Raw genomic sequence first — 26,325 nt, 5'->3', positions numbered from 1 at the left:
AAGCGCTAGAAAGGCTCGCATGACCATCGCAACCGGTAGCGGTAGCGCCGTCGTCTTTGACGGTGTGACCAAGGTGTTCGGCACCGGGGACACCACCTTTACTGCGCTCGAGGACATCTCGTTTGCTGTGCCAGCAGGAGGTATCTCCGGCGTGGTGGGGACGTCTGGTGCTGGCAAGTCCACGCTGATTCGTACCGTCAATGGGTTGGAGGTGCCGACGTCGGGCTCGGTGTCGGTGCTCGGCGAGGAACCCGCGAAGCTGAACGCGAAGCAGCTGCGTGACCTGCGACGCAAGGTGTCGATGGTGTTCCAGAACTACAACCTTCTGGAGACCAAGACGGTTGCGGAGAATGTCGCCACGCCCCTACTGCTATCGAAGACGCCGAAGGCGGAGATGCAGCGCCGTGTCGCGGAGGCCCTCGAAATGGTGGGGCTCACCGATCGCGCAAGTCACAAGCCACGCCAGCTTTCGGGCGGTCAGCGGCAGCGCGTCGGCATCGCTCGTGCGCTCGTGACCAATCCGAGTATTTTGCTTTGCGACGAGCCCACGTCCGCCTTGGATCCGCTCACCACAACACAAATCCTGGAGCTACTCCGCAAGATCAATTCGGAGCTGGGCGTGACGATCCTCCTGATCACGCACCAGATGGACGTGGTGGCGCAGCTCGCGGACGAGGTCGCGGTACTGTCCGAGGGCCACCTGGTGGAGTCGGGCCCCGTCGCCGAGGTGTTCGCCGACCCGCAGCACCCGTTGACGCAGCGGTTCGTGGAGACGGTCATCCAGCGCGAGGTCCCTGAGCACGTGCGCGAGACCATCCGCGAAGGAAGGTTTGACCGCGCGGTGCAGCTCGTCCACACGGGAGGGGCTGCGCAAGAGGTGTTCACGCAGCTCGTTGGCAGGTTTGGTGTGGATGCGCGGCTGCTGGCGTCGTCAAGTACTGAGCTTGCGGAGACCACCGTGGGCACCACCATCGTCGGCTTGCGTGGCGGCGAGGCGGACGGCGCGGTGGCGTGGCTGTCGAGCCTGGAAGGTGTGACTGTGAATGAGGTGGAGGCGTAAATGGAACCGCTGAACTCCTGGTGGCGCGACCTCACGGGCTCGCGCGTGACTCCGTCGATGTACCTCGACTCCTTCGGGGAGACCGTGTACATGGTGGGGGTCGCCCTGTTCATTGGTGCGCTGGTTGGTATCCCGCTGGCGCTGGCGCTGGTGATTACCCGCCCGGGCGGCTTGCGCCCGAACCGGCTGGTGTACGGGGTGCTCAACGTGGTGGTCAACATCATCCGTTCCCTGCCGTTCATCATTCTGCTGGTCGCGATTTCGCCGTTTACCCGCTCTATTGTGGGCACCTCAATAGGCACGACGGCCGCGCTGGTGCCGCTCACCCTGTACATCGCCCCGTTCATCGCAAGGCTCATCGAGCAGTCCCTGCTCGAGGTCAACCCCGGTATCACCGAGGCCGCCGAATCGATGGGCGCGAACATGTGGCAGACCATCCGCCACTTCCTCCTGCCGGAGGCGAAATCCTCCATCATTCTCGCGGTCACGACGGCAACCGTCGGCCTCATCTCCGCGACGGCGATGGCCGGAACGATCGGTGGCGGCGGCGTGGGCGATCTTGCGATTGCCTACGGCTACCAGCAGTTCGACTCCGTGGCAATGCTCACCACCGTGATCATCCTGATTATCGTGGTGCAGGCCATCCAGTCATTGGGTAACACACTCGCCCGCCGAGCACGCGCGTAGCGCCCCAAACCGCTCAAAGCGTGTGATACAGCTCGCGCAGGAGGGCGCACACGCGGGCGTCGATATCGTCGCGTACGAGGCGCATCCGCTCCATGCCTTCGATGCCACGGGTGGACGGCTCGTCGGTGTGCCAGCGTTCCAGGGTGCCGGCGGCGTCGGCTGGCATGCTGAGCTGGGCGGCGTCGCCAATTATTACTACTCGGTCGACTGTGCGCAGCAGTTCTGGGTCGATGGGTTTTGGTGTGCCGCGCGACATGTCGGCACCGAGTTCTGCAATTGCGGCGACGGATTCTTGGTTCAGCGCGGTGCCCGGTTTCGTGCCAGCGGAGAAGACGCTGACCTGGTCGCCTGCGTAGTGTCGCGCAAGCGCCGCCGCCATTTGTGATTTACCGCCGTTGCTGACGCAGACGAACAAGACACTGGGGTTCATGAACGGCTCCTTGCAGCTGGCAGGGTGGGATCGCCTGGGAAGAGTCTCTGCCCGATGCCGCGCATGAGGTAGACAAGTCCGACGAGGACGGGGATTTCGATGAGCGGACCGATCGTACCTGCCAGCGCTTGAGCCGAGGTGGCGCCAAACGTGCCGATCGCCACCGCGATGGCCAACTCGAAGTTGTTGCCCGCGGCGGTAAAGGACACGGAGGCGGATTGGGCGTAGCCCATCCCCGACGCCTTCGACACCACCAGGGCGATCAGGAACATGCCCACGAAGTACCCCAGCAGTGGCAGGGCGACTCGAGCAACGGTCCACGGTTGGGATGTAATCTGATCGCCTTGCAGGGAGAACAGCAGCACGATCGTGTACAGCAACCCCACGAGCGCAAGCGGGGAAACCGCTGGCAGGAAAGTCTCTTCGTACCACGCACGGCCCTTCACTCGCTCACCGATGATGCGGGAGAGCACTCCGGCAAGTAGCGGGATACCGAGAAACACCAGTACCGCGGTGACGATGGAGAAGAAGGAGAACTCCACAGAGGTGGTCTCCAGGCCCAGCCAGCTCGGCAGGATCTGCAGGTAGAACCATCCGAGCACGCCGAACATGAGCACCTGGAATACTGAGTTGATGGCGACCAGGACGGCCGTGGCTTCCCGGTCGGCGCAGGACAGGTCGGACCACACCAGCACCATGGCGATGCAGCGCGCCAGTCCGACGATGATGAGGCCTGTGCGTAGCTCTGGTTGGTCCGGCAGAAACAGCCAGGCCAGGGCGAACATGAACGCGGGACCGACGATCCAGTTCAAGATGATGGAGACGGTCATGAGCCGTTTGTCGGTGGCGATCTCGCGGGTCTTGTCGTAGCGGACTTTGGCCAACGGCGGGTACATCATCACCAAAAGGCCAAGCGCGATAGGCAGCGATATCCCGCCGACTTCAAAACGCTCAAGCGTGCTGCTGAGCCCTGGAACGGCGCGGCCCAGCAGCAGACCGAATGCCATCGCCAAGATGATCCATACTGGTAGGAATCTGTCGAGGAACGACATTCGAGCGGGGGTCGGCTCTGGGTTGGTCATCTAATCACCTCACATATCGATAACTATCAATATGTGAAAATAGAGGGGCGCATAGACCGCTGTCAATATGAGAAGGTAGAAGTCATGCACGAACAATCCCCCGCCCCAGACTGCTGCTCACTCGGCTCCGGCCCACTCCCCCCAGAAGACGCCGAGCGCTTCGCGGCCCTGTTCAAAGTGCTGGCAGATCCCGCCCGGCTGCGCCTCCTCTCCCGCCTCGCCGCAGAAGGGTGCGAGCCGATGAGCGTGACCGCGCTTACCGAGTATTCCGGGCTCAGCCAACCGACGGTCTCCCACCACCTCAAGAAGCTTGCCGAAGCCGGACTACTCAAAAAGTCCCGGACAGGCCGAACCGTCACGCACGAAATCTGCCCGGCTCCCTTCGCGGAACTGCGCACCGTCCTGCAGATGGACTAGGCGCCAGTTTCACGGGCGCGTAGCCACTACACTCATTCGACATGCTTGACGTTCTGACTGGTTTCGCCATCATCTTCACCGTGATCGCGGCGGGCTGGTGGCTTGCCCAGAAGAAGGTGATCGGCCCGGGCGAGCAGCGGCTGCAGCTCAACCGCATCGCGTTCCATGTGGCAACACCGTCGTTGATTTTTTCATCGGTGGCGGTTTCGGACACGGATGCGTTCTTCTCCCCGGTGATCCTGGTGATCGCAATCGCGACAGTGACCACGATGCTGATCTATTGGACGATCAGTGCGGTGTGGTTCAAGCAGGATGCTGCGGAGACCATGGCGGGGGCGGCGTCGTCGAGTTATTACAACTCGGTCAATATCGGGTTGCCCATCGCCACGTACGTGCTGGGGGATCCGACGTACGTGATTCCGGCGCTGGTGTTGCAGATGGCGGTGCTCTCCCCCATCGTGATCGCTGGCCTGGACCGTGGGGCGTCGGGGGTGCTGAAGTCAGTGATTGCGGGGTTGAAGGCGCCGGTGGTGGTTGCGGCGTTTGCGGGGTTTGCGGTGTCGGCGTCGTCGTGGACGGTGCCGGAGCCGGTGCTCGCCCCGCTGCAGATTCTGGGTGGCGCGTCCATCCCGATGATCCTCATGAGCTTCGGCGCCTCGCTCACCGGGGAGAAGGTGCTGCAGAGCCAGCGCTTAGCGACGACCACCGCTACCATCCTCAAGCTGATCGGCATGCCGGCCGTAGCGTGGGTAGTGGCGTCGCTTCTGGGCCTGACCGGCTCCGATATGTACGCGGCCCTCATCCTGTGCGCGCTGCCGACGGCGCAGAACGTGTACAACTACGCGGCGACGTACCGCTCGGGGGAGGTGATCTGCCGGGACACCGTCTTCCTCACCACGTTCCTGTCACTGCCTGCGATGTTATTGATCGCGGGGGTGTTCTAGCCTTGACAAACATGGTGCGGTGGATCACACTCGTACAATGGCTAAGACACGGACTACATTTTTTGCCGCAGCACTGATGGCTGCGGCGCTGCTTGTTGGGTGCTCTTCAACAGGCGGCGCACCCCGCTCCGAGAACACTGAAGGGACCGCTGGTGGCGTCGATACGCCGAGGTACGTGGTGGCCATGGTCACGCACGGTGCGCCGGGCGACACCTACTGGGACCTCGTGCGCAAGGGCGCGGAGGACGCGGCGAAGAAGGACAACATCGAGCTGCGCTACTCCTCCGACCCGCAGGCGCCGAACCAGGCGAACCTGGTGCGCTCGGCGGTGGACGCTGGCGTCGACGGCATCGCCGTGACCATGCCGAACGCCGAGGCAATCGGCCCTGCGGCGCGCAACGCTGTCGACCGCGGCATCCCCGTCGTCGGCCTGAACGCCGGTATGGGCAAGTACCAGGACTACGGGATGACCGGCTTCTTCGGCCAGGACGAGTCGGTGGCGGGCAACGCCGCTGGCGAGCGCCTCAAGGAGGAAGGCAAGTCGAACGTCCTGTGCGTCATCCACGAGCAGGGCAACTCCTCCCAGGAAGCGCGCTGCGACGGCGTCCGCAAGGGCCTCGATGGCAACGTCGAACTGCTCTACGTCAACGGCCAGGATCTGACGTCCGTGCAGTCCACCATCACCTCGAAACTGTCGCAGGACAAGAGCTTCGACACCGTCTTCGCCCTCCAGGCGCCGGTGGCGATGCGCGCGACGGAGTCCGTGAAGCAGTCCGGGTCCAAGGCGCAGGTCGCCACGTTTGACACCAACGCCGAGCTTGTCGACGCCATCGCCGACGGCCGTGTCGCCTTCGCCGTCGACCAGCAGCCGTACCTGCAGGGCTACCTGGCCGTCGACTCACTGTGGATCGCGAAGCGCAACGGCGGCACCCTCGGCGGCGGCCGCCCCGTCTACACAGGCCCGAGCTTCGTAGATAAGGACAACGTGGACAAGGTCGCCGAGGCAGCGAAGGCGGGCATGCGATGAGCGCGGCAGTGAGCGAAGGGGCGTCGACAAGCGATGACCGGCTACGAACGCACACTGGCTTTTCCAAGCTCATCCGGCGCCCCGAGTTCGCTTCGATGCTGGGCTTCATCGCGATCTTTGCGTTCTTCCTGACCGTCGCCCCCGCGTTCCGCTCCTTTGAGGCGCTCGCGACCACCCTGTACGCGTCCTCGACGCTGGGCATCGTGGCGCTCGCGGTGGGGCTGCTGATGATCGGCGGCGAGTTCGACCTTTCCTCGGGCGTCGCCGTGACCACGGCCGCGCTGGCCGCGACGATGCTGAACTACAACCTGCACCTCAACTCGTGGGTTGGCGCGTTCATGGCGCTCGGGATCTCGCTGGCGATCGGCGCGCTGAACGGCTACCTGGTCACCCGCACCGGCATCGATAGCTTCCTGATTACGCTGGCGGCGTTTTTGATGCTGCAGGGCCTCAACCTAGCGGTGACCAAGCTGGTGACCGGCCAGGTGGCGACACCGATCATCTCCGACATGGAGGGTTTCCCGTCGGCGCACGTGGTGTTCGCGGGCACCTTCGACATTGGCGGCGTCACCTTGAATGTGACGGTGCTGTGGTGGTTGCTGCTCGTCGCGATTGCCTCGTTTGTGCTGTTCCGCACGAAGTTCGGCAACTGGATCACGGCGGTCGGCGGGGACCAAAACGCCGCGCGTGCCGTGGGCGTGCCGGTGCGTCGGGTGAAGATTCTGCTGTTCATGGGCGTGGGCTTCGCGGCCTGGTTCGTGGGCATGCACACCCTGTTCGCCTTCGACTCCATCCAGGCAGGCCAGGGCGTGGGCAACGAGTTTCTCTACATCATCGCTGCCGTCATCGGCGGCTGCGCTATGACGGGCGGGCGCGGCACCGCGGTGGGTACCGCGATCGGCGCGCTGATTTTCGGCCTGACGAACCAGGGCATCGTCTACGCCGGCTGGAACCCTGACTGGTTCAAGTTCTTCCTCGGCGCAACACTGCTGGTCGCCGTGTTTACGAATATGTCCTTCGCTAAGTACACCAAGGGGCGCTAAGTGGCTGTCATTGAACTGAAGAACATCACCAAGTCCTACGGCAGCTTCGATGCGCTGCGCGGGGTGAACCTCGCAGTGCGTGAAGGGGAGGTCACTTGCGTGCTCGGCGACAACGGCGCCGGCAAGTCCACGTTGATCAAGATTCTCGCTGGCCTGCACCAGCCGACCTCGGGCGAAGTGCTTATCGACGGCCAGCCAACCACCTTCACCTCCCCCCGAGATTCGATCGATACCGGCATCGCAACGGTGCACCAGACGCTGGCGATCGTGGATGAGCTCAGCGTGTGGCGCAACTTCTTCCTCGGCCAGGAGCTCACCGGCCGCTTCGGCGTCCTCCGCGACGCCGAGATGAAGCAGATCTGTGCCAAGCAGCTCCTCGAGATGGGCATCGACATCCCCGACGTCGAGGTGGACGCCGGGAACCTTTCCGGCGGCCAGCGCCAGGTCGTGGCCATCGCACGCGCGGTGTACTTCGGCGCCCGCGTGCTCATCCTGGACGAGCCGACCGCGGCGCTTGGCGTGAAGCAGTCCGGCGTGGTCCTGCGCTTCGTCGCAGCTGCCCGCGACCGCGGCATCGCCGTCGTCCTGGTCACCCACAACCCGCACCACGCGTTCCTGGTCGGTGACCACTTCACCATCCTGAAGCTGGGCCGCCAGGAACTCGACGAGCCCCGGGAGAACGTGACCCTGGAGGAGCTGACCCACCAGATGGCTGGTGGCGGGGAGCTCGAGGCGCTCAGCCACGAGCTGGGAAGGTAGCGGCGCGTTTCAGGTATACCTGAAACTCTTGCCGGTTTTGGAGATAGTTTCAGGTATACTCGAAACTCATGAGAGCCCTGTACCCGCGACAGCAGTACTTCGACAACCTGCTGGCAGTCACCGATAGCGACTTTGTTCGCATCATCACCGGTGTGCGGCGCTGCGGGAAATCGACCCTCCTCGAGCTGTACCGCCGCCACCTGCGCGAGCACGGCACCCCAGACGACGCCATCATGGTGATCAACTTCGAGGACCAGGCCAACGCCGCGCTGCGGGACCCGACAACCTTCCACGACGCCGTTACGCAACGGCTCGCACAAGGGCTGCGCTACCTCCACGTCGATGAGGTGCAGGAGCTCGAGGACTGGGCACGCGTGATTAACTCGCTGCGGCTCAACGAGCAACTGGAGATCTGTGTGACCGGCTCCAACGCTTCCCTTTTCGTTGGCGAGTCGCTGACGTATTTGGCGGGGCGCTACATCGAGATCCCGATGCTGCCTCTTTCCCTGGCGGAGTTCATGGAGTTCCGCTACCCGGCGGATGCGCGCCCTGGCCTTGACAGTGCGTTTCAGGAGTGGGTCACCATCGGCGGCTTCCCCGCCACGGTACAGCTCGCGGACCCGGTGGTGATTCGTCAGGCGAACTCCTCCCTGTTCGATTCCATCTTCACTCGCGACATTTCCCTGCGTGGCCAGATCCGCGACACCGACGCTTTCCTGCGCGTGGCCCGCTTCCTCTTCGACAACGCCGGAAACCCGGTGTCCACGCACCGCATCGTGGGCCACCTCAAGCACGAGGGGCTCAAGGCGTCGAGTGAAACGGTGGACCGCTACCTCGGACTGATGGCGGACGCGCACCTTATTTATCAGTGCCGGGATTACGACACGAAGGGCAAGCGGTGGCTGAGTACAAACGGCAAGTTCTACTTCGTCGACCCGGGGCTGCGCACCGCGCTGCTGGGCTCTCGCCCTTTCAACTTCGGCCACGACTTGGAAAACATGGTTTACCTTGAGCTTCGCCGCCGTGGATACCAGGTTGCCACCGGTAAGGTTCCCGGTGGGGAGATTGATTTCATCGCCAACGACGGCCAGCACACACTCTACATCCAGGTGGCGCTCACGGTTGCCGAGCCTGCAACGCTCGCGCGCGAACTCGCACCGTTCGACGCCCTGCCCGCCTGGTCCCGCTGCATCCTCTTATCGATGGACCGCTTCGCCCCCGACACCGGCAACGTCACATGGCGCGACGCCATCGAGGTCCTCGCAGGCGGGGCGCTAGACTAACGCTTCGTGACGAAGCTCCTGGAACTCCTCCCCGTTGACCCCGCCAAGCCGCTCACGATCCTTCCTGCTCTTGAGGAGGCGCTGACCGGCCAGCGTGCGCTACTGCCCGTGCCGACGAACGACCCGGCGCGCGCCAACCTGCTGCGCAACACACAGGGCGTGGGCGAGCCGATCGCCGACGACGTCGCCCTCGTGGTGGCGACTTCCGGGTCCACGGGCACTCCGAAGGGAGCGCTGCTGACCCCGACGAACCTGATAGCCAGCGCGGACGCAACCCACCAGGCGCTCGGCGGGCCGGGCCAGTGGCTGCTGGCGATGCCCGCCGCGTTCATTGCGGGCATCCAGGTGTTGGTGCGCAGCATGGTCGCGGGCGTGGAGCCCGCCTTTGTGGACCTGACGCACGGGTTCCACGTGGACGAGTTCGCGGCGCGTACCGCGGAGATCGCCGCGACTGGGGACCGCTGCTACACGGCGCTGACCCCGCTACAGCTGGACAAGGCGATGTCCACGCTCACCGGCATCGACGCGCTGCGCAGCTTCGACGCGGTGCTCGTCGGCGGGGCCGCCACGAATCCGGCACTGCTGGACTCGGCGACCAAGCTGCGCATCAACGTGGTCACCACCTACGGTTCCTCGGAAACCTCCGGCGGCTGCGTCTACGACGGGGTGCCCATCGCCGGCGCCAACGTGCGCATCCGCGACGGCCGCATCTGGCTCGGCGGCCCCCTGGTCGCGCAGGGCTACCGCAACCAGCCGGAGCACCCCGACTTCGCCGAGCCAGGGTGGTTCCGCACCTCAGACGCAGGCCAGCTTGTCGACGGCCACCTCACGGTCGAAGGGCGCGTCGATAATGTGATTGATTCGGGTGGGCTGAAGCTGCAGCCGGAGGTGCTGGAGCGCTTCCTGCTGGGTGTGCCAGGTGTGACGGATGCGTGCGTGGTGGGCGTGCCCGACGAGCGTTTCGGGCAGCGCATTTGCGCCGCGTATGCGGGTGAGGCGCAGGTACCGGACGTGATGGACGCCCTGCAGGACCTGCCGCGGTGGCAGGTGCCGAAGGAGCTCAAGCGCGTCGCGGCGCTGCCGTTGCTGGGGCCGGGCAAGGTGGACCGGGCCGCGGTGCGCGACCTGTTCTAGCCTGCGTTGACGACTGCGCTGATGTCCTCTGCGCTGTAGCTTGCGGCGAGCTGGGCGTCGTTGCCACCGCGCAGGTTCTTCCGCACCAGCGCCACCGACTGCGAGCCCGGCACCAGCGGAAACTCCTTCGGTTTGTCAAAGACTTGGCGCACAAAGTGCCCCGAGCGCACCGCGCACATGTTGAGCCAGACGTCGTCGGCGCTGGGGGCGGCGCGCAGGAAGGCGTCGCCCTGGGCGGCCACGTAGTCCACCATCGCGGGCGGGTACGCCACCCCGGACACGCCGGTGGCGAAGTGTCGCGGGCTCGGCGCGGTGGTGCGCACACTGCGCCACTGCGTATACGGCGCAAACCCCTCGCCCACCAGCGCGATCTCGTGGGCACGGTAGGCCGTCACCGCCAGCGGATCCACCACCAGCTTCTCGACGAACCACCGCGGGTACAACACATCATCATCCACCGTAATCACGCTCGTCCCCGTGCCCGCCAGCTGCCGGAACGTACCGTAGTACTTGGTGTGCGGGCCGTAGTGGCCGTCGGAACGCCGCACCTGCAGGCCGCGCTGCACCAGCTCCTGCAGCGGCTCGGGCCAGGGTGCATCGAAGTCCTCCGCGTCCAGCCACAGGATGGTGGGCACGCGGCGAGTCCCCACCAACAGCGATGCGAGGGTGTGGTGGACCGTCGATAAGCGGGTGCCGTGCGAGGTCAGGCTGATCACGGTATGCCCCGCGGCGGGAAACTCCAGACGCCCAGAGCGCACCGCCAACCGTAACGAGGGCAAACGCGCCACCGCGCCTATCGACGCCACCGCCTGCCGCGCCGCATAATCGACCCACATGGCGCACCACTTTAGCCGACAGGCCCGACACGGGGCATGATGGAAACCATGAACGCACAACCCAACCTGCACGCGTGGTGGGAAGCCTCCCGCCCCCACACCTGGCCAAACGCCTTCGCGCCCGTCATCGCCGGCACCGGCGTCGCAGCCTTTACCGCGCACGCCAACCTCGGCCGGGCACTGTTGGCGCTGCTCGTGGCGTGGGCCCTCATCATCGGCGTGAACTTCGCCAACGACTACTCCGACGGCATCCGCGGCACCGACGACGACCGCTCCGGCCCCACACGCATCACCGCCAGCGGACTCGCCGACCCCAAGGACGTGAAACTCGCCGCCTTCATCGCGTTCGGCGTTGCAGGGCTGTTCGGGATCATCCTGTCCGTGTTGGCCGGGGCGTGGTGGCTGATCCTGGTCGGCGCCGCCTGCATCGCCGCCGCATGGTTCTACACCGGCGGTAACAACCCCTACGGCTACATCGGACTCGGCGAAGTCAGTGTCTTCATCTTCTTCGGCCTCGTCGCCGTGATGGGCACCGAGTTCGTCCAGACCGGCTTCCTGTCCTGGGAGGGCCTGCTCGTCGCCGTGGCGATCGGCGCAATCTCCGCATCCGTGAACCTAGTCAACAACATCCGCGACATCCCCACCGACGCCGCCTCCGGCAAGCAGACCATCGCGGTTCGCCTCGGCGACAGCCGCGCCCGCACCCTGTTCACGGTCCTGACCTGCGTCCCGTTCGTAGTCAGCGTACTGCTGGCTCTGGTGTACGCGCCTGCCCTGGTCGGCCTGGTGGCGCTGCCACTGGCGATCGCCGCCATCATGAAGGTTCGCAGCGGCGCGACCGGCACCGCCCTCATCCCGGTCCTCGGGCTCAACGGCAAGGCCATGCTGGCCTGGGCCGTGCTCACAGCTGTTGCGCTGGCGTTCGGCGGGATGGTCGTCCCGTACGCGTAGGGCTGGTTGTATGTGGTTTTGCGGGGGCTACGCACCAAATTCCCTCACGCAGTTTGCGTGACCTGGGCTTTTCCAAACCGCCGCGCGAAAATCTAGGAATTTGGTGCCCTCTCCACAGAGTGAGTGCCAAAGGACGCAACCCCTTTTTCACGACCTGGGCTTTTGCCCCCTTCCCCGCCAAAAATTGCGCCCTTTGGCACTCCCCATTCACGCAAGACGCCAGATTCGCCCGCCCGGTTCATTACGCGACCTGAGCTTTCCAAACCGACGCGCGATTCTGCGGTAAGCACGGATGCTTGCCCCACATCGGTAAAATCATCCGGTCGTAGGCTCGTCAGCTCCGCGTAGGCTTCCGGCGACAGATAACCCGGCTGTGCCTCGACCTTGGCGGCGAACCGGCACGCCGAATTCCAGATCGACTCCGCTCGTGATCCGACCGGGCCGGTTCGCACAGGGATGCTTTCCGGCCGAACTGGTCAATCCCGTCGGCCTCGTCCAGCCAGGCGTCCAGCAGCTTCGTGCCGTCGTGGATGGTGGTCTCGGGTTAGTGGCGCCGTGGATGAACCTGCCAGCATCGAACGCCTGTTGGTCAAAGAACTCGAACCTGGCCGCCAGGCGGCGCTTCGACCCCGCATACGCCTCAGACTCTGTCACCTGGGTGATTGGGAAACCGGACACAGCGTGAGGAAGGCTCTCGCCCATACGCCCCCGAGGACCGACGAACCCGGACGGATCAGAGAGCACACTGGTGTGTGAACGTACCGATGGCTCTGTGCCCCGTGTTCTTGCTTCGCCGTCGTCAACTAGGTAGCCTTGCAAGCAACATGACCGGTTCCGCTGCCCGCCTCGGTGGGAGTCCAGGGCCGGTCTTCGTTTTTCGTATCAAACAGGGGGTGCGCGTGGAGCAGGTAAAGCAGTTCAAGACCTACGGTGAACAGGTTGAATTGCTTCGTCAGCGTGGGATGCGAGTGAATGATCCCGAGCATGCCGAGATGCTGCTGGCGCGATTGAACTACTACCGCTTGTCCGGATACTGGTACCCGATGCGCCGCTTCTCCCAAGGCGACGGCACCGCCCGAGATGAATTCGTTGACGGAGCGTCGTTTGACCTGGTGGTAGCGCTCTATGGGTTTGACGAACAATTGCGCCACAGCGTGTTCATCGAGCTTGATCGCGTGGAGTTGGCTATTCGAACCAAGCTCGGTCACGAACTGGGCCGCCTTGACCCGCTGATCTATTTGGATCCTCAACGTTTGAGCGCCCGGGCACGGCAACGAAACAAAGACGGGCGTAGCGTGCATGAGGTATGAGTGAGAAAGTACCAGTCGGCATTGAAAGCGTCGAAGGAGGACTTCGTCGCCCACCATAAATCCAAATATGGCGGGACTCTACCCATCTGGGCGGCCGTCGAAATCATGGATTGGGGAATGCTGTCATACCTGTACGGCATGTCGCCCAATATCGTGCGCAACCGGATTGCCCACCCTTGCGGCCTAACCGGTCCTCAGCTCGAATCATGGCTGAAATCCTTGAATATTCTGCGCAACTACGCAGCTCATCATGCGAGGATGTTCAACCGCGTTTACGACATCAAACCGAAACTGAACAATGACGTCAGGCTGGCTCCGGTAGCTGAAGGAATGAATCGCGTGTTCGGGCAGCTCTCCCTTATCCAATACTTGCACCGCCAACTGGGCTTGTCCCCAGCCGACCGGCTACCGAAGCTCTTCGACACTTACCCGCACAATCCCATCGTGCCGATTTCTCGCACAGGCGCACCTGGCAACTGGCGCGAGTTGCCTCTCTGGCGCGCCTAATCCTCGCGGTTCATTACCGCGCGACCAAAAACACCGACTGGGTTGCCTGGAAAAATCACGATTATCCGCACGACAAGGGTACCGGCGCCGCACCAGACACTCAGACCACCAGGGATTGGGTGTACGGTTCCGTGGAGAACGGTTCCTCCGCCGAGGAGGCCTACCGGGCAACGCAGGCCGGCTGGATCCTGACCTGGATCGCCGTTGCCGCAGCGGGCCTGGGCGCCATCGGCTACGGCGCGAAGGTCGCAGGCGTGCTGCCTCCACAGGTTGCGCAGGCACTGCCGTTCTAGGCAACCAATACTCTCCCCACGGGGTGTCGCTGGGGCATAATATTGCCCATGTCGACATTCACTGATGCCATCGAAGAACTCCGCAAGCTGCCGTCGAAGTCAGAGCAGGGCCTGGCGTTTGAAAAGTTGATGGTCAATTATTTCAAGACAGACCCGACGCTGTCCAGTGAATACTCTGAGGTGTACCGCTGGGTGGACTGGCCGTTCAACGGCGGCAAGGCGGACGTGGGGATTGACCTCGTCGCGAAGCGGGTGGATGACGGCGAGTGGACGGCAATTCAGTGCAAGTTTTACCTGCCTACGACGCATATCCAGAAGGGGCAGCTGGATTCGTTTTTTGAGGCATCGGGGCGCTCGTTCCACACTGATCGTGGGGTGGAGCAGTTTGCGAACCGCCTGATCATTTCGACGACGGACCGTTGGTCGTCGAATGCTGAGGCGATGTTGGAGAACCAGTTGATCGCCACGAACCGGATCGGCACGTCGGCGATTGCGGAGTCCCCGATTAACTGGGATATCGCCTACCCAGGCAGTGAGATGTCGGTGAACCTCACCTTGCGGGAGACGTTTGAGCCACGCCCACATCAGGCGACGGCGATTGAAAAGTCGCTGGAGGGGTTCAAGGCGCACGATCGCGGCAAGCTGATTATGGCCTGCGGTACGGGGAAGACGTTCACCGCGCTGCGCTTGGCTGAGCGTGTTGCAAAGGAACAATATGGCAAGGCGCGGGTGCTGTTTTTGGTGCCATCGATTAGTTTGCTGTCGCAATCGTTGAAGGAGTGGACGGCACAGGCGCAGGTCGATCTTCGCAGCTACGCGGTGTGTTCCGACAGCAAGGTGGGGAAGAAAGCGGAGGATATCGCCTCGTACGACCTTGAGGTGCCCGTGTCGACGAATGGCGAGGATATTGCAGAGCGGTTGTCGAAGCGAAAGCGCGCGGCGGGGTTGAGCGTCGTGTTTTCGACATACCAGTCGCTGCCCGCGATCCACGACGCGCAGGAGGCCGGCCTTGAGGATTTCGATCTTGTCATTTGCGACGAAGCCCACCGCACCACAGGGGCGACGCTCGCTGGAGAGGATCCGTCGAATTTCTCCCGCATCCACGACAACGACTACATCAAGGCGAAGAAGCGCCTGTACATGACAGCCACTCCCCGCCTTTTCGACGAGACCGTGAAGGGCAAGGCCATCGAGCATTCGGCGGAACTGTACTCCATGGATGACGAGGCCGTGTACGGTCCTGAGTTTCACCGTTTGGGGTTCGGAGAGGCCGTCGATAAGGGGTTGTTGACGGACTACAAGGTGCTCATCATGACTGTGGATGAGTCACTGGGCGCTGATGCGATGGGCAAGTTCAACGCCGCTGGCGGCAAGGACATCAACTTAACGACGGGCTCCGCGATGATCGGCGTCTGGAATGCGTTGGCGAAGCGCTCGGGGTCGTTGCAGGGCAAGAAGGGCGGCTTCGATGAGGGTGCGGAGCCGATGCGCCGCACGGTAGCGTTTGCGAAGGATATCAAGACATCGAAGGCGATTACGGAGGCGTTCCCACTGCTGGTGAAGTCGCATCGCGAGTTGTTGCAGGAAAAAGCGGTGCTCAATGACGCTCAGACGCTGAACATGGATCTTGACGTGCAGGCGCAACATGTTGATGGCGCGATGAATGCCCTGGAGCGCAACACGAAACTGACGTGGCTTGAGTCGGATATGCCGACGAATGAGACCCGTGTGCTTACGAACGCTCGGTGCCTTTCCGAGGGTGTCGACGTCCCCGCCCTCGACTCGGTGGTGTTCTTCAACCCGCGTAATTCGATGGTGGACGTGGTGCAGTCCGTTGGTCGCGTGATGCGGAAGGCGGAAGGCAAGGACTACGGCTACATCATTTTGCCGGTGGCGGTGGCGCCGGATACATCGCCGTCGGAGGCGCTGAACGACAACCAGCGGTTCAAGGTCGTGTGGCAGATCCTCAACGCGCTGCGTGCGCACGATGATCGTTTCAACGCCAAGGTGAACTCGATTTCGCTGAACGAGAACCTGCAGGAAGATTTGCCGATTTCCGTCCAGCCGGTCGTGGATCCTTTGCAGGAGGCGAAGAAGAAACTCGCGAACAGCGAGCGGACCGAGGCCTACGAACCCGACCAGGTCACTGCCCAGCAGATCGCGTTGTTCTCGCTTGAGCAGTGGCAGGAAGCGATCTATACCAAGCTGGTGGACAAGGTGGGTACCCGCACCTACTGGGAGGATTGGGCCGACGACGTCGCCGACATCTCCAAGGCGCAGGTCACCCGCATCCGCGCGCTGCTTGACCAGGCGGATGCGACACTGCGCGGTGAGTTCGACACCTTCGTCGAGGGCCTGCGCGGCAACCTCAACGACTCGATTTCTGAGGACGAAGCGATCAGCATGCTTTCGCAGCACCTGATTACCGCCCCAGTATTTGACGCCCTGTTTAGCGAGCACGACTTCGCCGCCCACAACCCGGTCTCCCAGGTCATGCAGCGCATGGTCGACGCCCTCGACGACAGTGACCTGGATGCTGAGACTGATTCGCTGGAGAAGTTCTACGCCTCGGTGCGTGTGCGTGCTTCTGAGGTTACGAGCGCGTCCGGGAAGCAGCAGGTGATCAAGGAGCTCTATGAGCGTTTCTTCCAGAAGGCGTTCAAGCGCGACGCTGACAAGCTGGGCATTGTCTACACCCCAGTCGAGATCGTGGACTTTATCCTGCGCGCCGCCGACGATGTGTCGAGGCAACACTTCGGCCGGGGTTTAAGCGATGAGAGCGTGCATATTCTGGATCCGTTTACGGGCACGGGCACCTTTATGGTCCGCCTGCTGCAGTCCGGGTTGATTGATCCGAAGGATCTGGCGCGCAAGTACGCCAACGAGTTGCACGCCACCGAGATCATTTTGCTGGCATACTACGTCGCGGCCGTCAACATCGAAACGACGTTTAACGCGTTGCAGGCTGAGGCCGCCAAACGCTGCGAAAGCGCACCCCCCCCCCCGTTATGTTTCCTTCGAAGGCATCGCGCTTGCAGATACATTCCAGATCCACGAGGAAGGAGACATCCTCGACCTCACGGTATTCAGGAACAACAACGAACGCATTGTTCGCCAGAAGGAAGCCCCGATCAATGTCATCGTGGGCAACCCGCCGTACTCGGTGGGCCAGGCAAGCGCGAACGATAACAACGCGAACCTGAAGTACCCGACGCTGGATGCACGTATCGCGGAGACGTACGCGGCGAAGTCAACGGCGACGAATAAGAACTCGCTATACGACTCATATTTGCGCGCATTCCGGTGGGCGACGGACCGAATCGGGGATCATGGCGTCGTGGCGTTTATCGCAAATAACGGCTGGGTAGACGGCAACACCGGAGATGGTGTCCGCCTGTCGATGGCCGAGGATTTCACCGACCTCTATGTTTTCAATCTGCGCGGCAACTCTTTGGGTGGTGGCGAACAAGCCAAGCGTGAGGGCGACAATGTCTTTGATATCCGGGTTGGCGTTGCGGTGCTGATCGGTGTGAAGGATCCTTCCAAGACCGGCTTCCACCTGCATTATGCCCAAACGGCTGATTATCAAAACCGCGATGAGAAACTGGCGTTTGTTGAAAACGCGACGGTGGGCCAGATTCAGTGGCGTTCAATTACCCCGAATCAGCACGGTGATTGGTTGAACCAGCGCAGCGACGAGTTCGCGACCTGGCCGGTCATCGGCGAGAAGAAGGGTGATGCGACGAAGTTCTTTGAAGAGCATTCACGTGGCCTTTCAACTGCGCGTGATGCGTGGTCGTATTCTTCTTCCACCTTTGACTTAGCGGAGAATATCGGCACGCATATCGCGAACTACAACCAGGCACAGGCTGTGTTGCGAGCCGAGGGGTTTGAAGAAAACAAGCGGGGTGTTGACGCGTTGTTTGCGCAGCATCCTGAGTTAGTCGATAGCGCGAAAGGTTCATGGAACCGCAGCCTGAAACAGGAGTTAGCCCGCGGAACCGAGATTACGGTCGATACGGACCGTGTCTACACCTCGTTGTACCGCCCGTTTTTCAAACAGCGCAGTTACTTTGCGAAAGAACTCAACGACATGGTGTACCAGTTGCCGTCGATGTTCCCGACGCAGCACCACCACAACATTGGGTTTGCCCAGATGACCGTGGGCGCAGTGAAGCCTTACAGTATTTTTGCAGCTGATATGCTCCTTGACCTTAATCTGTTTGGCTCAGAAGGAACACAGTTCTTCCCACGCTTCACTTGGGAGCTCGTTGAGGCTTCGGATGGTGCGTTGTTTGGCGAGGGGGCGTCGATAAGCGAGGGTGAATCCTCGATGTATGGGCAGGTCGGTGAGGTTGTTGCGGGGCATGTGCGCAAGGACAACATCACTGATGCGATCAAGGCGCTCTACCGCGATGCGCTGGGTGCCGATGTCACTGGTGACGACATCTTCCACTTCGTCTACGGCAAGCTGCACGACCCGAACTATCGGGAGGCGTACGCGACGGACTTGAAAAAGATGCTGCCGCACATTGAGATACCGGGAACGCGGGAAGAGTTCGACAAGTTTGCGCGCGCCGGCAAGGAACTCATGGACCTGCACGTTGGGTACGAGGATGTGGAGCCGTACCCGCTGGACATCGCGGTCAAGGGCGACGAGTCCGACCCAGACACCTGGCGTGTGTTGAAGATGAAGTGGGCACGCAAGAAGGACCCAGAGACGGGTAAGAACGTCAACGACGTGACCAAGTTGATTTACAACAAGCGCGTGACCATCACCGGTATCCCGGCTGAGGCTGATGAGTACATGCTGGGGTCACGCTCTGCGCTGGCGTGGCTGATTGATCGCTACCAGGTGAAGAAGGACAAGGCGTCCGGGATTGTCAACGACCCGAACGATTGGGCCGATGAGGTTGGCAACCCGCGCTACATCGTGGATCTGATTGGCAAGGTCACGCGGGTTGCGGTGGAGACGGTGCGGATCGTGGAGGGGCTGCGAGAATAACGCCGTTTGCTTCATTGACAGTTGAGGCTCGAGAGCGTGGCTTCATCACGGATGATCGAAAAGCGGTGCGGTGGCCCCTCAGTCGTCAGGTTGACCTTGAACACCTCACCGAAGATCCGGGCCGTAGCGGACGTGTCATCCACCTCGACCTCAACTCATCAACCGCACCCTCAAGTCTGCATGCGTCTTTAGCGTCTTTAGACGCTTTCCTGGCGTCATCACCAATCTTCAAACCGAAAGAGGAGTCAGCCATGAGAGGCGTATCCCCCACTTGAGCCATGTAGCTTTTAGGCTACACTTGGGCGTGTGGAGATCATTTCCAGCAGCTTGTTTGACGCCTGGTTAGGTGAGCTAAAAGACAAACATGCTCAGCGACGCATTTTGTATGCAATAGCCCGATGCGAAACACACGGAAGAATGATTGGAGACATCAAACCCGTTGGCGAGAAGGTTAGCGAGATGAGATTTCATTTCGGGCCCGGCTATCGGGTGTACTACACCCGACTAGGCGCAATAACGGTTTTCCTGCTGGCCGGAGGAGATAAATCCAGCCAGGCTAAAGATATTCGAACCGCTCAAAAGCTCGCACAACAGGTAAGGGAGGAACAGTCGTGAAGGAAGTAACATTTTCAGCGTTCGATGCAAGCAAATATCTCGATAGCCAAGAAGCAGTGAACGATTACCTGGCTATCGCACTCGAAGACGGCGATACGAAAACCGTACAGGTGGTTTTGCGTGACATTGCAAGGGCACACGGCATGAGCCAGCTCGCTAAAGAGACTCAACTCAACCGTGAATCCCTCTACAAGTCACTATCAAAAGACGGTAACCCGTCCTTTGCGGCTATCACGAAAATCATGAAAGCCCTGGGACTCAAAATAACTCTCGCTACACAAAATGCCTAGATACCTGCTGGAATCACATCACCAATACACCAAACACGCCTCTGCTCAGCCCGTCCGGCCTCTATCCGCCGATCAGTGGTGGATCGCGGATTTCACGTATGTGCACACCAGCTGCGGTTTCAGCTACGTGGCTTCTGTCACCGACGTATTCACCCGTGAGATCCTGGCGTATGTCGTGGACACCCGAGCCACGAAATCTTTGGCCATCCGTGCGCTGCGACAGGCACTGGCACTACGCCAGCGCCAGGACCCGTACTTTGAGTCGGCCGGGGTGCCCCATCACTCGGGCGGGCTCACAGTACACTCCCACACATCTCCGCCGTCTGCTTGCCGTCCATCAGATAGACGGGTCCATCGGCACTGTCGGCGACGCCTACGACAACGGTCTGATGGAGTCAACGATCGGGCTGTACAAGTCTGAACTCATTGATTTCGAGGCAGAGACGTGGACGAACTGGGGGGGAGGTGGAACGCGCCACAGCCGGATGGGTCCACTGGTACGATCACGAGCGGTTGCATTCCTCGCTCGGGCATATCCCGCCGATCAAGCACTACACCAACTACCAACGAGAAAACCACGCAGGCCTTCACGCCGCGTAACACGCCACTCTCAAAAAGTCAGGCCGATTCACAACACCAGCAGAAGGATGCTCTTTGACGAGTTTGAACGCGGCGTACTCGGCGAACTTCCTACAACACCGTGGCAGCATACCGAATGGAAACGTGCGAAAGTCGCCCCCAACTTCCACATCACCGTCAACACAGCACGTTACTTAAGTGCCTTACCAGCTTGTCGGCCGGACTGTCGATGTACGTATCACTGGCAATGAAGTAACCGTTTTTGATGCCGGGCAGCGTGTTGCAACCCACCGGCTTGCCCAAGCCCGGGGGATCTATGTCACCGATGTGGATCATATTCCTGCCAACATGGCTGACACCACAGGGTTGTGGACCAGTGAGTACTTCTACCGTGAAGCAGCCAAGATCGGGCCCGCAACCCGGACAGTCATCGAAGAACTCATCAGCGCAAAGGCAATCCCTGCCCAGGTATTTCAGTCGTGACGAAACGTACTGAATATGGGCAAACACGCCAACAAAGTGATTCTGGAACAAGCCTGTGCACGCCTGATCGCACCTGATGGCACCAGGAGGGCTGTGTCGTATACCGCGGTGAAAAACATGATGGCCGCGGTACGCAAAGACCAATCAACCCGCCCGACAGGCCATGATCTGCCAGCCACAACAGCGCCTGAAACACCACCGGTGGAACACGCACGCGATACCCGCGGCGCATATCTGGGTGGGTCTGCCCAGTTCAGTATGGAAAACCTCACGAAGAAAGGACCCCTACAGTCATGACACAGCCACAACCAGCATCAGCATCAGCGCGCTTTCTTGATGAATCGATCCTACCTGTCTTTACCGATCTACGTATGACGGCTTTTGGCCGAACCGTGATTGATATTGCAGCAGATCCCATCTTCGACTCGTGGAGCTTTTCTGACAAAGTGCTCTACGCGCTCGATAAAGAAGTCGCGGCCAAGCGTGAACGACGAGTCAACAAATTACTCAAAGCATCCCGATCGCCAAATCTCGATGCGTGTATCGAAGACATCACCTACGCACCCGGCCGCAACCTCAACAAAGAGCAAATCACCAGACTCGCTCACTGCCAATGGTGTCAAAAAGCGCAAAGCATTGTCATCCTCGGCAAATCATCCGTCGGCAAAACATACCTGGCCCAAGCACTCCTTACCGCTGCGTGCAGAAACGACTACTCTGCTCGTTTCTTCCGCACAGACACCCTGGCCAACCAGCTCATGGTGCTACGCCATGATGACACAGCACGCATGGAGTTTCTTCAAGATCTCCACCTGGCAGACGTACTCGTACTTGATGACTTCTTAACAACGCCGATTGATGCTGCCACAGCACACCAGCTGCTCAACATTCTTGTTGAGCGTGAACACCGGGGCTCAACGATTGTCACCTCCCAGTTCACACCCGATGAGTGGTACAAGTCCATCCCGGATGCTGTCATCGCCGGGTCGATCCTGAATCGGCTTGTCGTTGGCGCTGAGATCATCACACTCGAAGGACCAAACATGCGCCTCGAAGCCAATACGCAGTAGCGGCTCATAGTCAACGCCCGGGTGTTACCCGATACTCACCCGGGCGTTACTGGATACTCACCCGGGTGTTACTAAATCCGTGGTCCTAACAGCTATCGCGTCCCCATTCGTGGCCATGTCTCAGTCGTTTAGCAAGCAGGCGAATACGCTCTGGTACGAGATTTTCGATGTCGTCAAAGCCAACTCGCTGGTGGACTACTCGGGGCCGACTCCTGCGGATAACGTGATGGAACGGCTACTTCAGGCACGCTCATAGTTATTGGCGTAGTGCGGGTGCGGTGTGGGCGTAGATGACGACCACTGCAATCAAGGCGATACAGACGGCGAAGGGTGCCAGCGGGTTCCACCCGTAAAGGGCGGTCGAAGCCAGCGGGGCAATCGCGTACGCCAACCCATTATTAGCGTTGATGATGCCAGCCACTGCGCCTTGCTCATCTGCACTCATCTTCAAGGTTGGGCCAGTGTTGTACCCGGGCATCGCCAGTCCCATACCTACCCCCAGCACGATACACCCGACAACCAGTAAAGCGTGCGAGGAGGTAGGCCAAATGAGCACAGTTGCAACTAGTGTAATGGCCAGACCAGTACGTAAAAGCTTCGCTGCTCCCCACCCTGTCTTTGGAGCAATCACCGCTTGGGCAATGATCATGGTCACGCCCATGATGGTCAGGTAAATCGCGGAAATACCTGCGGTCGCAGTTGCCGACAGGGCGAAGCGGTCTTGGACAGTGAATCCAAAAATCGTAGCAACAGAAGAAAACACAAGAAACATCACCAGACCAGTTGCTAGCCAGGGAGCTACACGCGGATCAGTGAAGCGAATCCGTTGAGGCTTTGCAAAAAGTTGCCCTCGGCTTTGAGGTGCGAAACTCACCAAGAGAACAACCAGACCAATCACCATCACAACGGGCATGACCACCAAGGGCAAGAGCAGGCCACCAGCAGCGGCTAACACACCTCCAGTAACACCTCCAACAATGGAGGCCATCCCTTGAGCCGCTCCAATCATGCCCAGTGCTTTTACCCGCCCGTTCTCGCTGGCAGCATGCGTGACCAGGTGGGCTTGCGCGGTCGGGGCGATCGCTGAAATCCCTCCACCATAGAGCAAACCACGAGTGATCACAACACCAAAAACTAGTCCGACACCGCCAACTACCTGGTTCATCCCCAGGTAGGAGACAATACCGAAGGCGCTCAAAGCGATGATCGCGATCACAAGCCCGGCAGCGAGTACACGTTTAGCGCCGACACGTTGGGAAGCTCGCCCCCAATAAGCACTCAAGCTCGCTAGTACAATCGCTGCCAAAGAGATAGTGGCGCCAATATGCCATTCCCGCAATCCCATCTGTCGTGACAGTGGCGCGATGATCGGATTGAGAATCATTTGCCCCATAAAGGCGAGAAAAACGATTCCCACTACCAGGTTTGCTTGCGCTCCTGGATCAATAGAGCTCTGTGTCGGCTTATTACTACGAGGGTCGGGCATCACTACACTCCATTACTAGAACACTGTTTCACTTAGGGATATTGTAGAATGGTGTTCTAGTAAGGGTCAAGGAATAAGTTAGGGTCACCTTATGAACACTGCGCTAACGGGGCGAAGGGCTGGGCTATCACGCGAGCTGATTGTCAAACAAGCTGTACAGTTAAGCGCGATCAGTGGCGTTGAGGGATGGTCAGTACGGGACATTGCCCGTGAACTGGGCGTGGTTCCCTCAGTGATTTATCATTATTTTCCAAACAAGGAAGCCATTTGTGATGCTGTTGTAGACCGGGTATGTGTCGGGATTGAAGTTCCCGACCCGGACCTTGAATGGAAGGCCTGGTTTCGAGCTATGGCTCACAATCTACGCCCCGCATTGTTAGCATATCCGGGGATTACCGACAGGTTCGCGCGGGGCAAGTTCACCGAACAGTTTTTGCCGATGATCGATGGAGCCTGGGCCAAACTACAAGAAGCTGGGTTTGGTGACAATTCGCCTGTGGCCTACACAATTATCGCGAACTCGATCATCCACACGATCGGAGCGAGAAACCTGCGCGCATCCAATCAAATCCAGCCTCGCCACAACCTGCACGAAATGCTTGTCAGGCTTGAGCCTATGATGGCTCAATCTGTTGGACTGACCAGTATTGTCAACTCTTACCTGGAGCCTCTCTCACACCCTGATGAAGAAGAAGCGATGTCCGAGGAATACTACGACCTCGTCATCGATGTGATTCTAGACGGCATCGAACACACCCTGCTGCCTTAACTCTGACCCACTTCTCAATCATCGTCTTAGTGAGCGCCCGCACAGCTGTGTACTTCAACACAGCGGATGTAGCCCAGTTGATAAGCCGGGTCAGTTCACGTTCACCCCCGCGTTCTCATGGTCACGGAGACGGTTAAGTAGTTCTTCCTGATACGGATTATTCATGGTGTGCCCTTCATCCAGGTATGGGTAAAGGGGGCCAAGGCACACACCCTGACCCCTTCGCTGTCTGCTACGGGCTAGCGTCTACTCGGTAGCACCCGCCGTGGTCGGCTCCACCACATCCTGTTCAGCCGTCGCCAGCGCCTCCGGGCGGATCACGGAACCGCCGTACACCTGGAGGCCCGTAATCGCACGGGTGAAACGGAACGGCAGCATGGACGATTCCTCCACCTCCGTGATCTGGTAGCCGAACGGGGTAGCCATCGGGTGGCCCGCAATGACCACCTCACGGCCCGGCACCGTCGGCGCGGAAATGATGCGGAACCCGAGCAGGCGACCAATCTCACCGTTCAAGAGATTGCTGTTGTTCACTGCCTTGTCCAGGCGCTCGTCGTACAGCAACGCCGATTCCATCTCCGGGCCAACCATCACGAAACGGTCAGTCTTCGGAACCGAAGTGGCGTTGAGTTTCTTACGCAGCGCCACCAGCGTCTTGTACGCGTCCTTCTTCTCAATGTCGAGCGGGAGGGTGCCCACCTTGTTGGAGTTCTTCACTCCGTCCTTCATGAGCTTGCCGATGTAGGTATCGACCTGCTCGGACATGCCTTCCTCTGCCTCGCTGACTGCCTCCGGCTTCACGTCCAGAGCAGACTGGACGGAAGATACCAGCGGAATCTTGAAGTTGAAGTAGTCGCCCTGGTCGGTCTTGAACTTACGCTCTCCGAACTCGACATCTTCAACAATCATGTCTTCGGACTCGTCGTACTTACGGATGGTGGGGACGGCCAAGGTTGGAGACAACAACCTCGTCACCCTTGCCCTTGATTTCACCTTCGAATTCGCGGTTCGTCACGCCTTCCTGCGCGAATGCCCAGGTCTCCTTGAGCGGCTGCATGAGCGCGGACGCGACAACGGGGCCAATTACCGGATCCCAGTTCTTGTGGGACTGTGGAGTTGCCATAGTGTGTTCCTCCTAGTGGAAACTGTTAGCGGCTGATACGGCCTTCCTCCACTGCCTTGTTGATTTCCTCAAACTTGCCCTGTGCGTACAGGCGGTTGAGGTCATCGGCGGTGAGGATTCGGCCATCGTTGTTGTTCGTGGGGCTGGGGTTCCGCTGGTGCGGGGTGCTACCCCACCCGCCTTGAACTGTGGGAATGAGTTGAGCGTGTTGGTGACGAGTTCGCCAGCCTTACTGTCCCACTCGTCGCTGCCCCACTTCGGGAGATCACCTACACCACGGAGATACGGCACAAGCATGTCGGGGGCTGCCCCGTTTTCCTTCGCCAGCTTGCGTAGGGTGTTGTCCTCGCGCATTCGGTCGAGTTCGGCCTGGAGCTTGTCACGCTCGGCTTCTCGTTCCTGCGCGGCGGCCTTGGCCTGCTTGATTTGTTCCTCCGAGTCTTCGTCGGACGGTTCAAACCGAGTACCTGCGCGAGTTTCTTCAACGTCGCTGCCTGTTCTTCCGCCTGCTTCGCCTTCACTCGGCGGTCGCCGTTCTCGTTCTTCAACTTGCGGTTTTCCGCTTCGTATCGGGCGAGCTGCTTACGTAGCGCGTCAAGGTCTACGGCTTCGTCCGCCTCGTTGGCCTGCGCCTCGCCTAGGTGTTCACCGGCTTGGGTGTAGTTGCCCTGCTCGGTGTCGTGCTGGGCTTGCTGCGCCTTGTCAGCGGCCTGCTGTGCGAGGTCTGCGGGGGTGGTGTTTTCATCCGACATGTGGTTTGTCTCCTCATTGGGGGCTTGGGTGGTGTTCCACGCCTTGGTGGTAACGGGGAGGAGTATCGCGGAGTCAGGGTGGCGGTCAGTGTTGCGTGACGGTCACCCAGGCGGAATCGTCCTCACACACCTGCCAGTACCACTCCGGCCACGTATCAGCGTTGGAAGGCAAAGCCACAACCCCTGTAGGGGTTACCCAGGCGGGAGCGTCACCAACCACCATGGGCACTGTTTCCTCCGGCATTACCATCGCCTCGTCACCGTAAACAACCACCCGGTTAGACCACAGGCGTTCGGGCAGCGGCTCCCTAGCGCGCTCCACCGCCCGTGCTGCAACGTCAATCAACGCTAATCACCGCCAAAACTTCATCCGTAGGTGTCAAATCGTCC

The 26,325-nt window shown here is 60.6% G+C and carries 29 protein-coding genes and 2 pseudogenes; 22 read left to right on the top strand and 9 right to left on the bottom strand.

The genetic code is table 11. The annotated features are described in order from the left end of the window. Window positions 1–19: 19 nt before the first annotated feature. Together KBP54_RS01570 and KBP54_RS01565 are read left to right on the top strand one after the other, a co-directional pair. The gene (locus KBP54_RS01570) at window positions 20–1,060 is read left to right on the top strand and encodes a methionine ABC transporter ATP-binding protein (RefSeq protein WP_070363164.1); all 1,041 of its coding nucleotides are present in this window, start codon (window positions 20–22) and stop codon (window positions 1,058–1,060) included. Continuing rightward, window positions 1,061–1,747: a methionine ABC transporter permease gene (locus KBP54_RS01565; RefSeq protein WP_070363165.1), complete on the top strand. Its 687-nt coding sequence runs from the start codon at window positions 1,061–1,063 to the stop codon at window positions 1,745–1,747. Window positions 1,748–1,760: 13 nt separating this feature from the next. On the opposite strand, the gene KBP54_RS01560 is transcribed toward KBP54_RS01565, so the two are convergent. Together KBP54_RS01560 and arsB are read right to left on the bottom strand one after the other, a co-directional pair. Continuing rightward, the gene (locus KBP54_RS01560) at window positions 1,761–2,177 is read right to left on the bottom strand and encodes an arsenate-mycothiol transferase ArsC (RefSeq protein WP_256006111.1); all 417 of its coding nucleotides are present in this window, start codon (window positions 2,175–2,177) and stop codon (window positions 1,761–1,763) included. Beyond that, complete coding sequence (gene arsB, locus KBP54_RS01555; RefSeq protein WP_256006109.1) at window positions 2,174–3,259, bottom strand: ACR3 family arsenite efflux transporter; 1,086 nt, start codon at window positions 3,257–3,259, stop codon at window positions 2,174–2,176. Before arsB ends, KBP54_RS01560 begins: the two co-directional genes overlap by 4 nt. An 84-nt stretch (window positions 3,260–3,343) precedes the next feature. Here arsB and KBP54_RS01550 point away from each other — a divergent pair, with 84 nt between their 5' ends. The 7 genes from KBP54_RS01550 to menE all read left to right on the top strand — a co-directional run bounded on the left by KBP54_RS01550 (window position 3,344) and on the right by menE (window position 9,866). After that, on the top strand, window positions 3,344–3,676 hold the full coding sequence (locus KBP54_RS01550) for an ArsR/SmtB family transcription factor (RefSeq protein ID WP_256006107.1): 333 nt from the start codon (window positions 3,344–3,346) through the stop codon (window positions 3,674–3,676). A gap of 41 nt (window positions 3,677–3,717) precedes the next feature. Continuing rightward, on the top strand, window positions 3,718–4,620 hold the full coding sequence (locus KBP54_RS01545) for an AEC family transporter (protein WP_256006106.1): 903 nt from the start codon (window positions 3,718–3,720) through the stop codon (window positions 4,618–4,620). 37 nt (window positions 4,621–4,657) lie between these two features. Further along, window positions 4,658–5,647 carry a substrate-binding domain-containing protein gene (locus tag KBP54_RS01540; RefSeq protein WP_070477448.1) on the top strand — a complete coding sequence of 330 codons (990 nt, stop codon included), beginning with the start codon at window positions 4,658–4,660 and terminating at the stop codon, window positions 5,645–5,647. Beyond that, a complete protein-coding gene (locus tag KBP54_RS01535) occupies window positions 5,644–6,690 on the top strand; it encodes an ABC transporter permease (RefSeq protein WP_070477446.1) in 1,047 nt (348 codons plus the stop codon). The genes KBP54_RS01540 and KBP54_RS01535 overlap by 4 nt, the downstream gene beginning before the upstream one ends. Next, window positions 6,691–7,449: an ATP-binding cassette domain-containing protein gene (locus KBP54_RS01530; RefSeq protein WP_256006103.1), complete on the top strand. Its 759-nt coding sequence runs from the start codon at window positions 6,691–6,693 to the stop codon at window positions 7,447–7,449. 68 nt (window positions 7,450–7,517) lie between these two features. Then, window positions 7,518–8,732, top strand: coding sequence for an ATP-binding protein (locus tag KBP54_RS01525; RefSeq protein WP_256006101.1), 1,215 nt, complete (start codon window positions 7,518–7,520; stop codon window positions 8,730–8,732). 6 nt (window positions 8,733–8,738) lie between these two features. Further along, the gene (menE, locus tag KBP54_RS01520) at window positions 8,739–9,866 is read left to right on the top strand and encodes an o-succinylbenzoate--CoA ligase (RefSeq protein WP_256006100.1); all 1,128 of its coding nucleotides are present in this window, start codon (window positions 8,739–8,741) and stop codon (window positions 9,864–9,866) included. On the opposite strand, the gene KBP54_RS01515 is transcribed toward menE, so the two are convergent. Then, window positions 9,863–10,702, bottom strand: a complete 840-nt coding sequence (locus KBP54_RS01515) for a glycosyltransferase (protein WP_256006098.1) — start codon at window positions 10,700–10,702, stop codon at window positions 9,863–9,865. The two genes, menE and KBP54_RS01515, sit on opposite strands and share 4 nt — an antisense overlap. Window positions 10,703–10,750: 48 nt before the next feature. On the opposite strand from KBP54_RS01515, the gene KBP54_RS01510 reads away from it, so the two are divergent. The 5 genes and pseudogenes from KBP54_RS01510 to KBP54_RS01490 all read left to right on the top strand — a co-directional run bounded on the left by KBP54_RS01510 (window position 10,751) and on the right by KBP54_RS01490 (window position 18,768). After that, the gene (locus KBP54_RS01510) at window positions 10,751–11,653 is read left to right on the top strand and encodes a 1,4-dihydroxy-2-naphthoate polyprenyltransferase (protein WP_256006097.1); all 903 of its coding nucleotides are present in this window, start codon (window positions 10,751–10,753) and stop codon (window positions 11,651–11,653) included. 427 nt (window positions 11,654–12,080) lie between these two features. Next, the gene (locus KBP54_RS01505; protein WP_256006096.1) at window positions 12,081–12,338 is read left to right on the top strand and encodes a hypothetical protein; all 258 of its coding nucleotides are present in this window, start codon (window positions 12,081–12,083) and stop codon (window positions 12,336–12,338) included. A gap of 139 nt (window positions 12,339–12,477) precedes the next feature. After that, window positions 12,478–13,470: pseudogene (locus tag KBP54_RS01500) on the top strand (Abi family protein). A 119-nt stretch (window positions 13,471–13,589) separates the two neighbouring features. Then, window positions 13,590–13,763, top strand: a complete 174-nt coding sequence (locus KBP54_RS01495; protein ID WP_256006094.1) for a hypothetical protein — start codon at window positions 13,590–13,592, stop codon at window positions 13,761–13,763. A 48-nt stretch (window positions 13,764–13,811) separates the two neighbouring features. Further along, a pseudogene (locus KBP54_RS01490) lies at window positions 13,812–18,768 on the top strand (DEAD/DEAH box helicase). A gap of 11 nt (window positions 18,769–18,779) precedes the next feature. Here KBP54_RS01490 and KBP54_RS01485 read toward each other — a convergent pair. Further along, on the bottom strand, window positions 18,780–18,911 hold the full coding sequence (locus KBP54_RS01485; protein WP_255364819.1) for a hypothetical protein: 132 nt from the start codon (window positions 18,909–18,911) through the stop codon (window positions 18,780–18,782). A gap of 163 nt (window positions 18,912–19,074) precedes the next feature. Between KBP54_RS01485 and KBP54_RS01480 the strand changes: the two genes are divergently transcribed. The 7 genes from KBP54_RS01480 to KBP54_RS01460 all read left to right on the top strand — a co-directional run bounded on the left by KBP54_RS01480 (window position 19,075) and on the right by KBP54_RS01460 (window position 22,061). Further along, a complete protein-coding gene (locus tag KBP54_RS01480) occupies window positions 19,075–19,383 on the top strand; it encodes a type II toxin-antitoxin system RelE/ParE family toxin (protein ID WP_256006093.1) in 309 nt (102 codons plus the stop codon). Beyond that, window positions 19,380–19,673 (top strand): addiction module antidote protein, encoded by a 294-nt coding sequence (locus KBP54_RS01475; protein ID WP_070362126.1) that lies wholly within the window; start codon window positions 19,380–19,382, stop codon window positions 19,671–19,673. Before KBP54_RS01480 ends, KBP54_RS01475 begins: the two co-directional genes overlap by 4 nt. Then, window positions 19,666–20,094, top strand: coding sequence for a DDE-type integrase/transposase/recombinase (locus KBP54_RS11245; RefSeq protein ID WP_418904460.1), 429 nt, complete (start codon window positions 19,666–19,668; stop codon window positions 20,092–20,094). The genes KBP54_RS01475 and KBP54_RS11245 overlap by 8 nt, the downstream gene beginning before the upstream one ends. A gap of 5 nt (window positions 20,095–20,099) precedes the next feature. Next, complete coding sequence (locus tag KBP54_RS11240; protein ID WP_418904459.1) at window positions 20,100–20,273, top strand: integrase core domain-containing protein; 174 nt, start codon at window positions 20,100–20,102, stop codon at window positions 20,271–20,273. Window positions 20,274–20,450: 177 nt separating this feature from the next. Then, entirely contained in the window at window positions 20,451–20,735 is a 285-nt protein-coding gene (locus KBP54_RS01470) for a Mu transposase domain-containing protein (protein WP_143110101.1), read from the top strand. Between the two features lie 293 nt (window positions 20,736–21,028). After that, window positions 21,029–21,805 (top strand): ATP-binding protein, encoded by a 777-nt coding sequence (locus tag KBP54_RS01465; RefSeq protein WP_256006091.1) that lies wholly within the window; start codon window positions 21,029–21,031, stop codon window positions 21,803–21,805. Between the two features lie 115 nt (window positions 21,806–21,920). Further along, window positions 21,921–22,061 carry a hypothetical protein gene (locus KBP54_RS01460; protein ID WP_232745367.1) on the top strand — a complete coding sequence of 47 codons (141 nt, stop codon included), beginning with the start codon at window positions 21,921–21,923 and terminating at the stop codon, window positions 22,059–22,061. Here KBP54_RS01460 and KBP54_RS01455 read toward each other — a convergent pair whose 3' ends face one another. Further along, entirely contained in the window at window positions 22,062–23,291 is a 1,230-nt protein-coding gene (locus KBP54_RS01455; protein ID WP_070495012.1) for an MFS transporter, read from the bottom strand. A 91-nt stretch (window positions 23,292–23,382) separates the two neighbouring features. Between KBP54_RS01455 and KBP54_RS01450 the strand changes: the two genes are divergently transcribed. After that, window positions 23,383–24,060 (top strand): TetR/AcrR family transcriptional regulator, encoded by a 678-nt coding sequence (locus KBP54_RS01450; protein WP_071569465.1) that lies wholly within the window; start codon window positions 23,383–23,385, stop codon window positions 24,058–24,060. A 246-nt stretch (window positions 24,061–24,306) separates the two neighbouring features. Here the strand turns inward: KBP54_RS01450 and KBP54_RS01445 are convergent, their stop codons facing one another. From KBP54_RS01445 to KBP54_RS01430, 4 genes are all read right to left on the bottom strand, one after another. Then, complete coding sequence (locus tag KBP54_RS01445; RefSeq protein ID WP_256006089.1) at window positions 24,307–25,026, bottom strand: hypothetical protein; 720 nt, start codon at window positions 25,024–25,026, stop codon at window positions 24,307–24,309. Next, window positions 24,989–25,183 (bottom strand): hypothetical protein, encoded by a 195-nt coding sequence (locus tag KBP54_RS01440; RefSeq protein ID WP_071566606.1) that lies wholly within the window; start codon window positions 25,181–25,183, stop codon window positions 24,989–24,991. The genes KBP54_RS01445 and KBP54_RS01440 overlap by 38 nt, the downstream gene beginning before the upstream one ends. A 269-nt stretch (window positions 25,184–25,452) precedes the next feature. Then, complete coding sequence (locus KBP54_RS01435; protein ID WP_256006086.1) at window positions 25,453–25,935, bottom strand: hypothetical protein; 483 nt, start codon at window positions 25,933–25,935, stop codon at window positions 25,453–25,455. 85 nt (window positions 25,936–26,020) lie between these two features. Further along, on the bottom strand, window positions 26,021–26,281 hold the full coding sequence (locus KBP54_RS01430; protein ID WP_256006084.1) for a hypothetical protein: 261 nt from the start codon (window positions 26,279–26,281) through the stop codon (window positions 26,021–26,023). Window positions 26,282–26,325: the final 44 nt, after the last annotated feature.

The sequence above is a fragment of the Corynebacterium pseudogenitalium genome (assembly GCF_024453815.1).
Lineage (GTDB): Bacteria > Actinomycetota > Actinomycetes > Mycobacteriales > Mycobacteriaceae > Corynebacterium > Corynebacterium pseudogenitalium.
This window is presented reverse-complemented; position numbering and strand designations above follow the sequence as displayed.

Bases quoted from the DNA above. Each gene is read 5' to 3' on its own strand.
- KBP54_RS01455 (WP_070495012.1), bottom strand. From the start codon at position 23,291: ATGCCCGACCCTCGTAGTAATAAGCCGACACAGAGCTCTATTGATCCA.
- KBP54_RS01515 (WP_256006098.1), bottom strand. From the start codon at position 10,702: ATGTGGGTCGATTATGCGGCGCGGCAGGCGGTGGCGTCGATAGGCGCG.
- KBP54_RS01465 (WP_256006091.1), top strand. From the start codon at position 21,029: ATGACACAGCCACAACCAGCATCAGCATCAGCGCGCTTTCTTGATGAA.
- KBP54_RS01545 (WP_256006106.1), top strand. From the start codon at position 3,718: ATGCTTGACGTTCTGACTGGTTTCGCCATCATCTTCACCGTGATCGCG.
- KBP54_RS11245 (WP_418904460.1), top strand. From the start codon at position 19,666: ATGCCTAGATACCTGCTGGAATCACATCACCAATACACCAAACACGCC.
- KBP54_RS01560 (WP_256006111.1), bottom strand. From the start codon at position 2,177: ATGAACCCCAGTGTCTTGTTCGTCTGCGTCAGCAACGGCGGTAAATCA.
- KBP54_RS01570 (WP_070363164.1), top strand. From the start codon at position 20: ATGACCATCGCAACCGGTAGCGGTAGCGCCGTCGTCTTTGACGGTGTG.
- KBP54_RS01440 (WP_071566606.1), bottom strand. From the start codon at position 25,183: ATGGCAACTCCACAGTCCCACAAGAACTGGGATCCGGTAATTGGCCCC.
- KBP54_RS01525 (WP_256006101.1), top strand. From the start codon at position 7,518: ATGAGAGCCCTGTACCCGCGACAGCAGTACTTCGACAACCTGCTGGCA.
- KBP54_RS01535 (WP_070477446.1), top strand. From the start codon at position 5,644: ATGAGCGCGGCAGTGAGCGAAGGGGCGTCGACAAGCGATGACCGGCTA.
- KBP54_RS01540 (WP_070477448.1), top strand. From the start codon at position 4,658: ATGGCTAAGACACGGACTACATTTTTTGCCGCAGCACTGATGGCTGCG.
- KBP54_RS01450 (WP_071569465.1), top strand. From the start codon at position 23,383: ATGAACACTGCGCTAACGGGGCGAAGGGCTGGGCTATCACGCGAGCTG.
- KBP54_RS01565 (WP_070363165.1), top strand. From the start codon at position 1,061: ATGGAACCGCTGAACTCCTGGTGGCGCGACCTCACGGGCTCGCGCGTG.
- arsB (WP_256006109.1), bottom strand. From the start codon at position 3,259: ATGACCAACCCAGAGCCGACCCCCGCTCGAATGTCGTTCCTCGACAGA.
- KBP54_RS01460 (WP_232745367.1), top strand. From the start codon at position 21,921: ATGTCTCAGTCGTTTAGCAAGCAGGCGAATACGCTCTGGTACGAGATT.
- KBP54_RS01550 (WP_256006107.1), top strand. From the start codon at position 3,344: ATGCACGAACAATCCCCCGCCCCAGACTGCTGCTCACTCGGCTCCGGC.
- KBP54_RS01510 (WP_256006097.1), top strand. From the start codon at position 10,751: ATGAACGCACAACCCAACCTGCACGCGTGGTGGGAAGCCTCCCGCCCC.
- KBP54_RS01435 (WP_256006086.1), bottom strand. From the start codon at position 25,935: ATGTCGGATGAAAACACCACCCCCGCAGACCTCGCACAGCAGGCCGCT.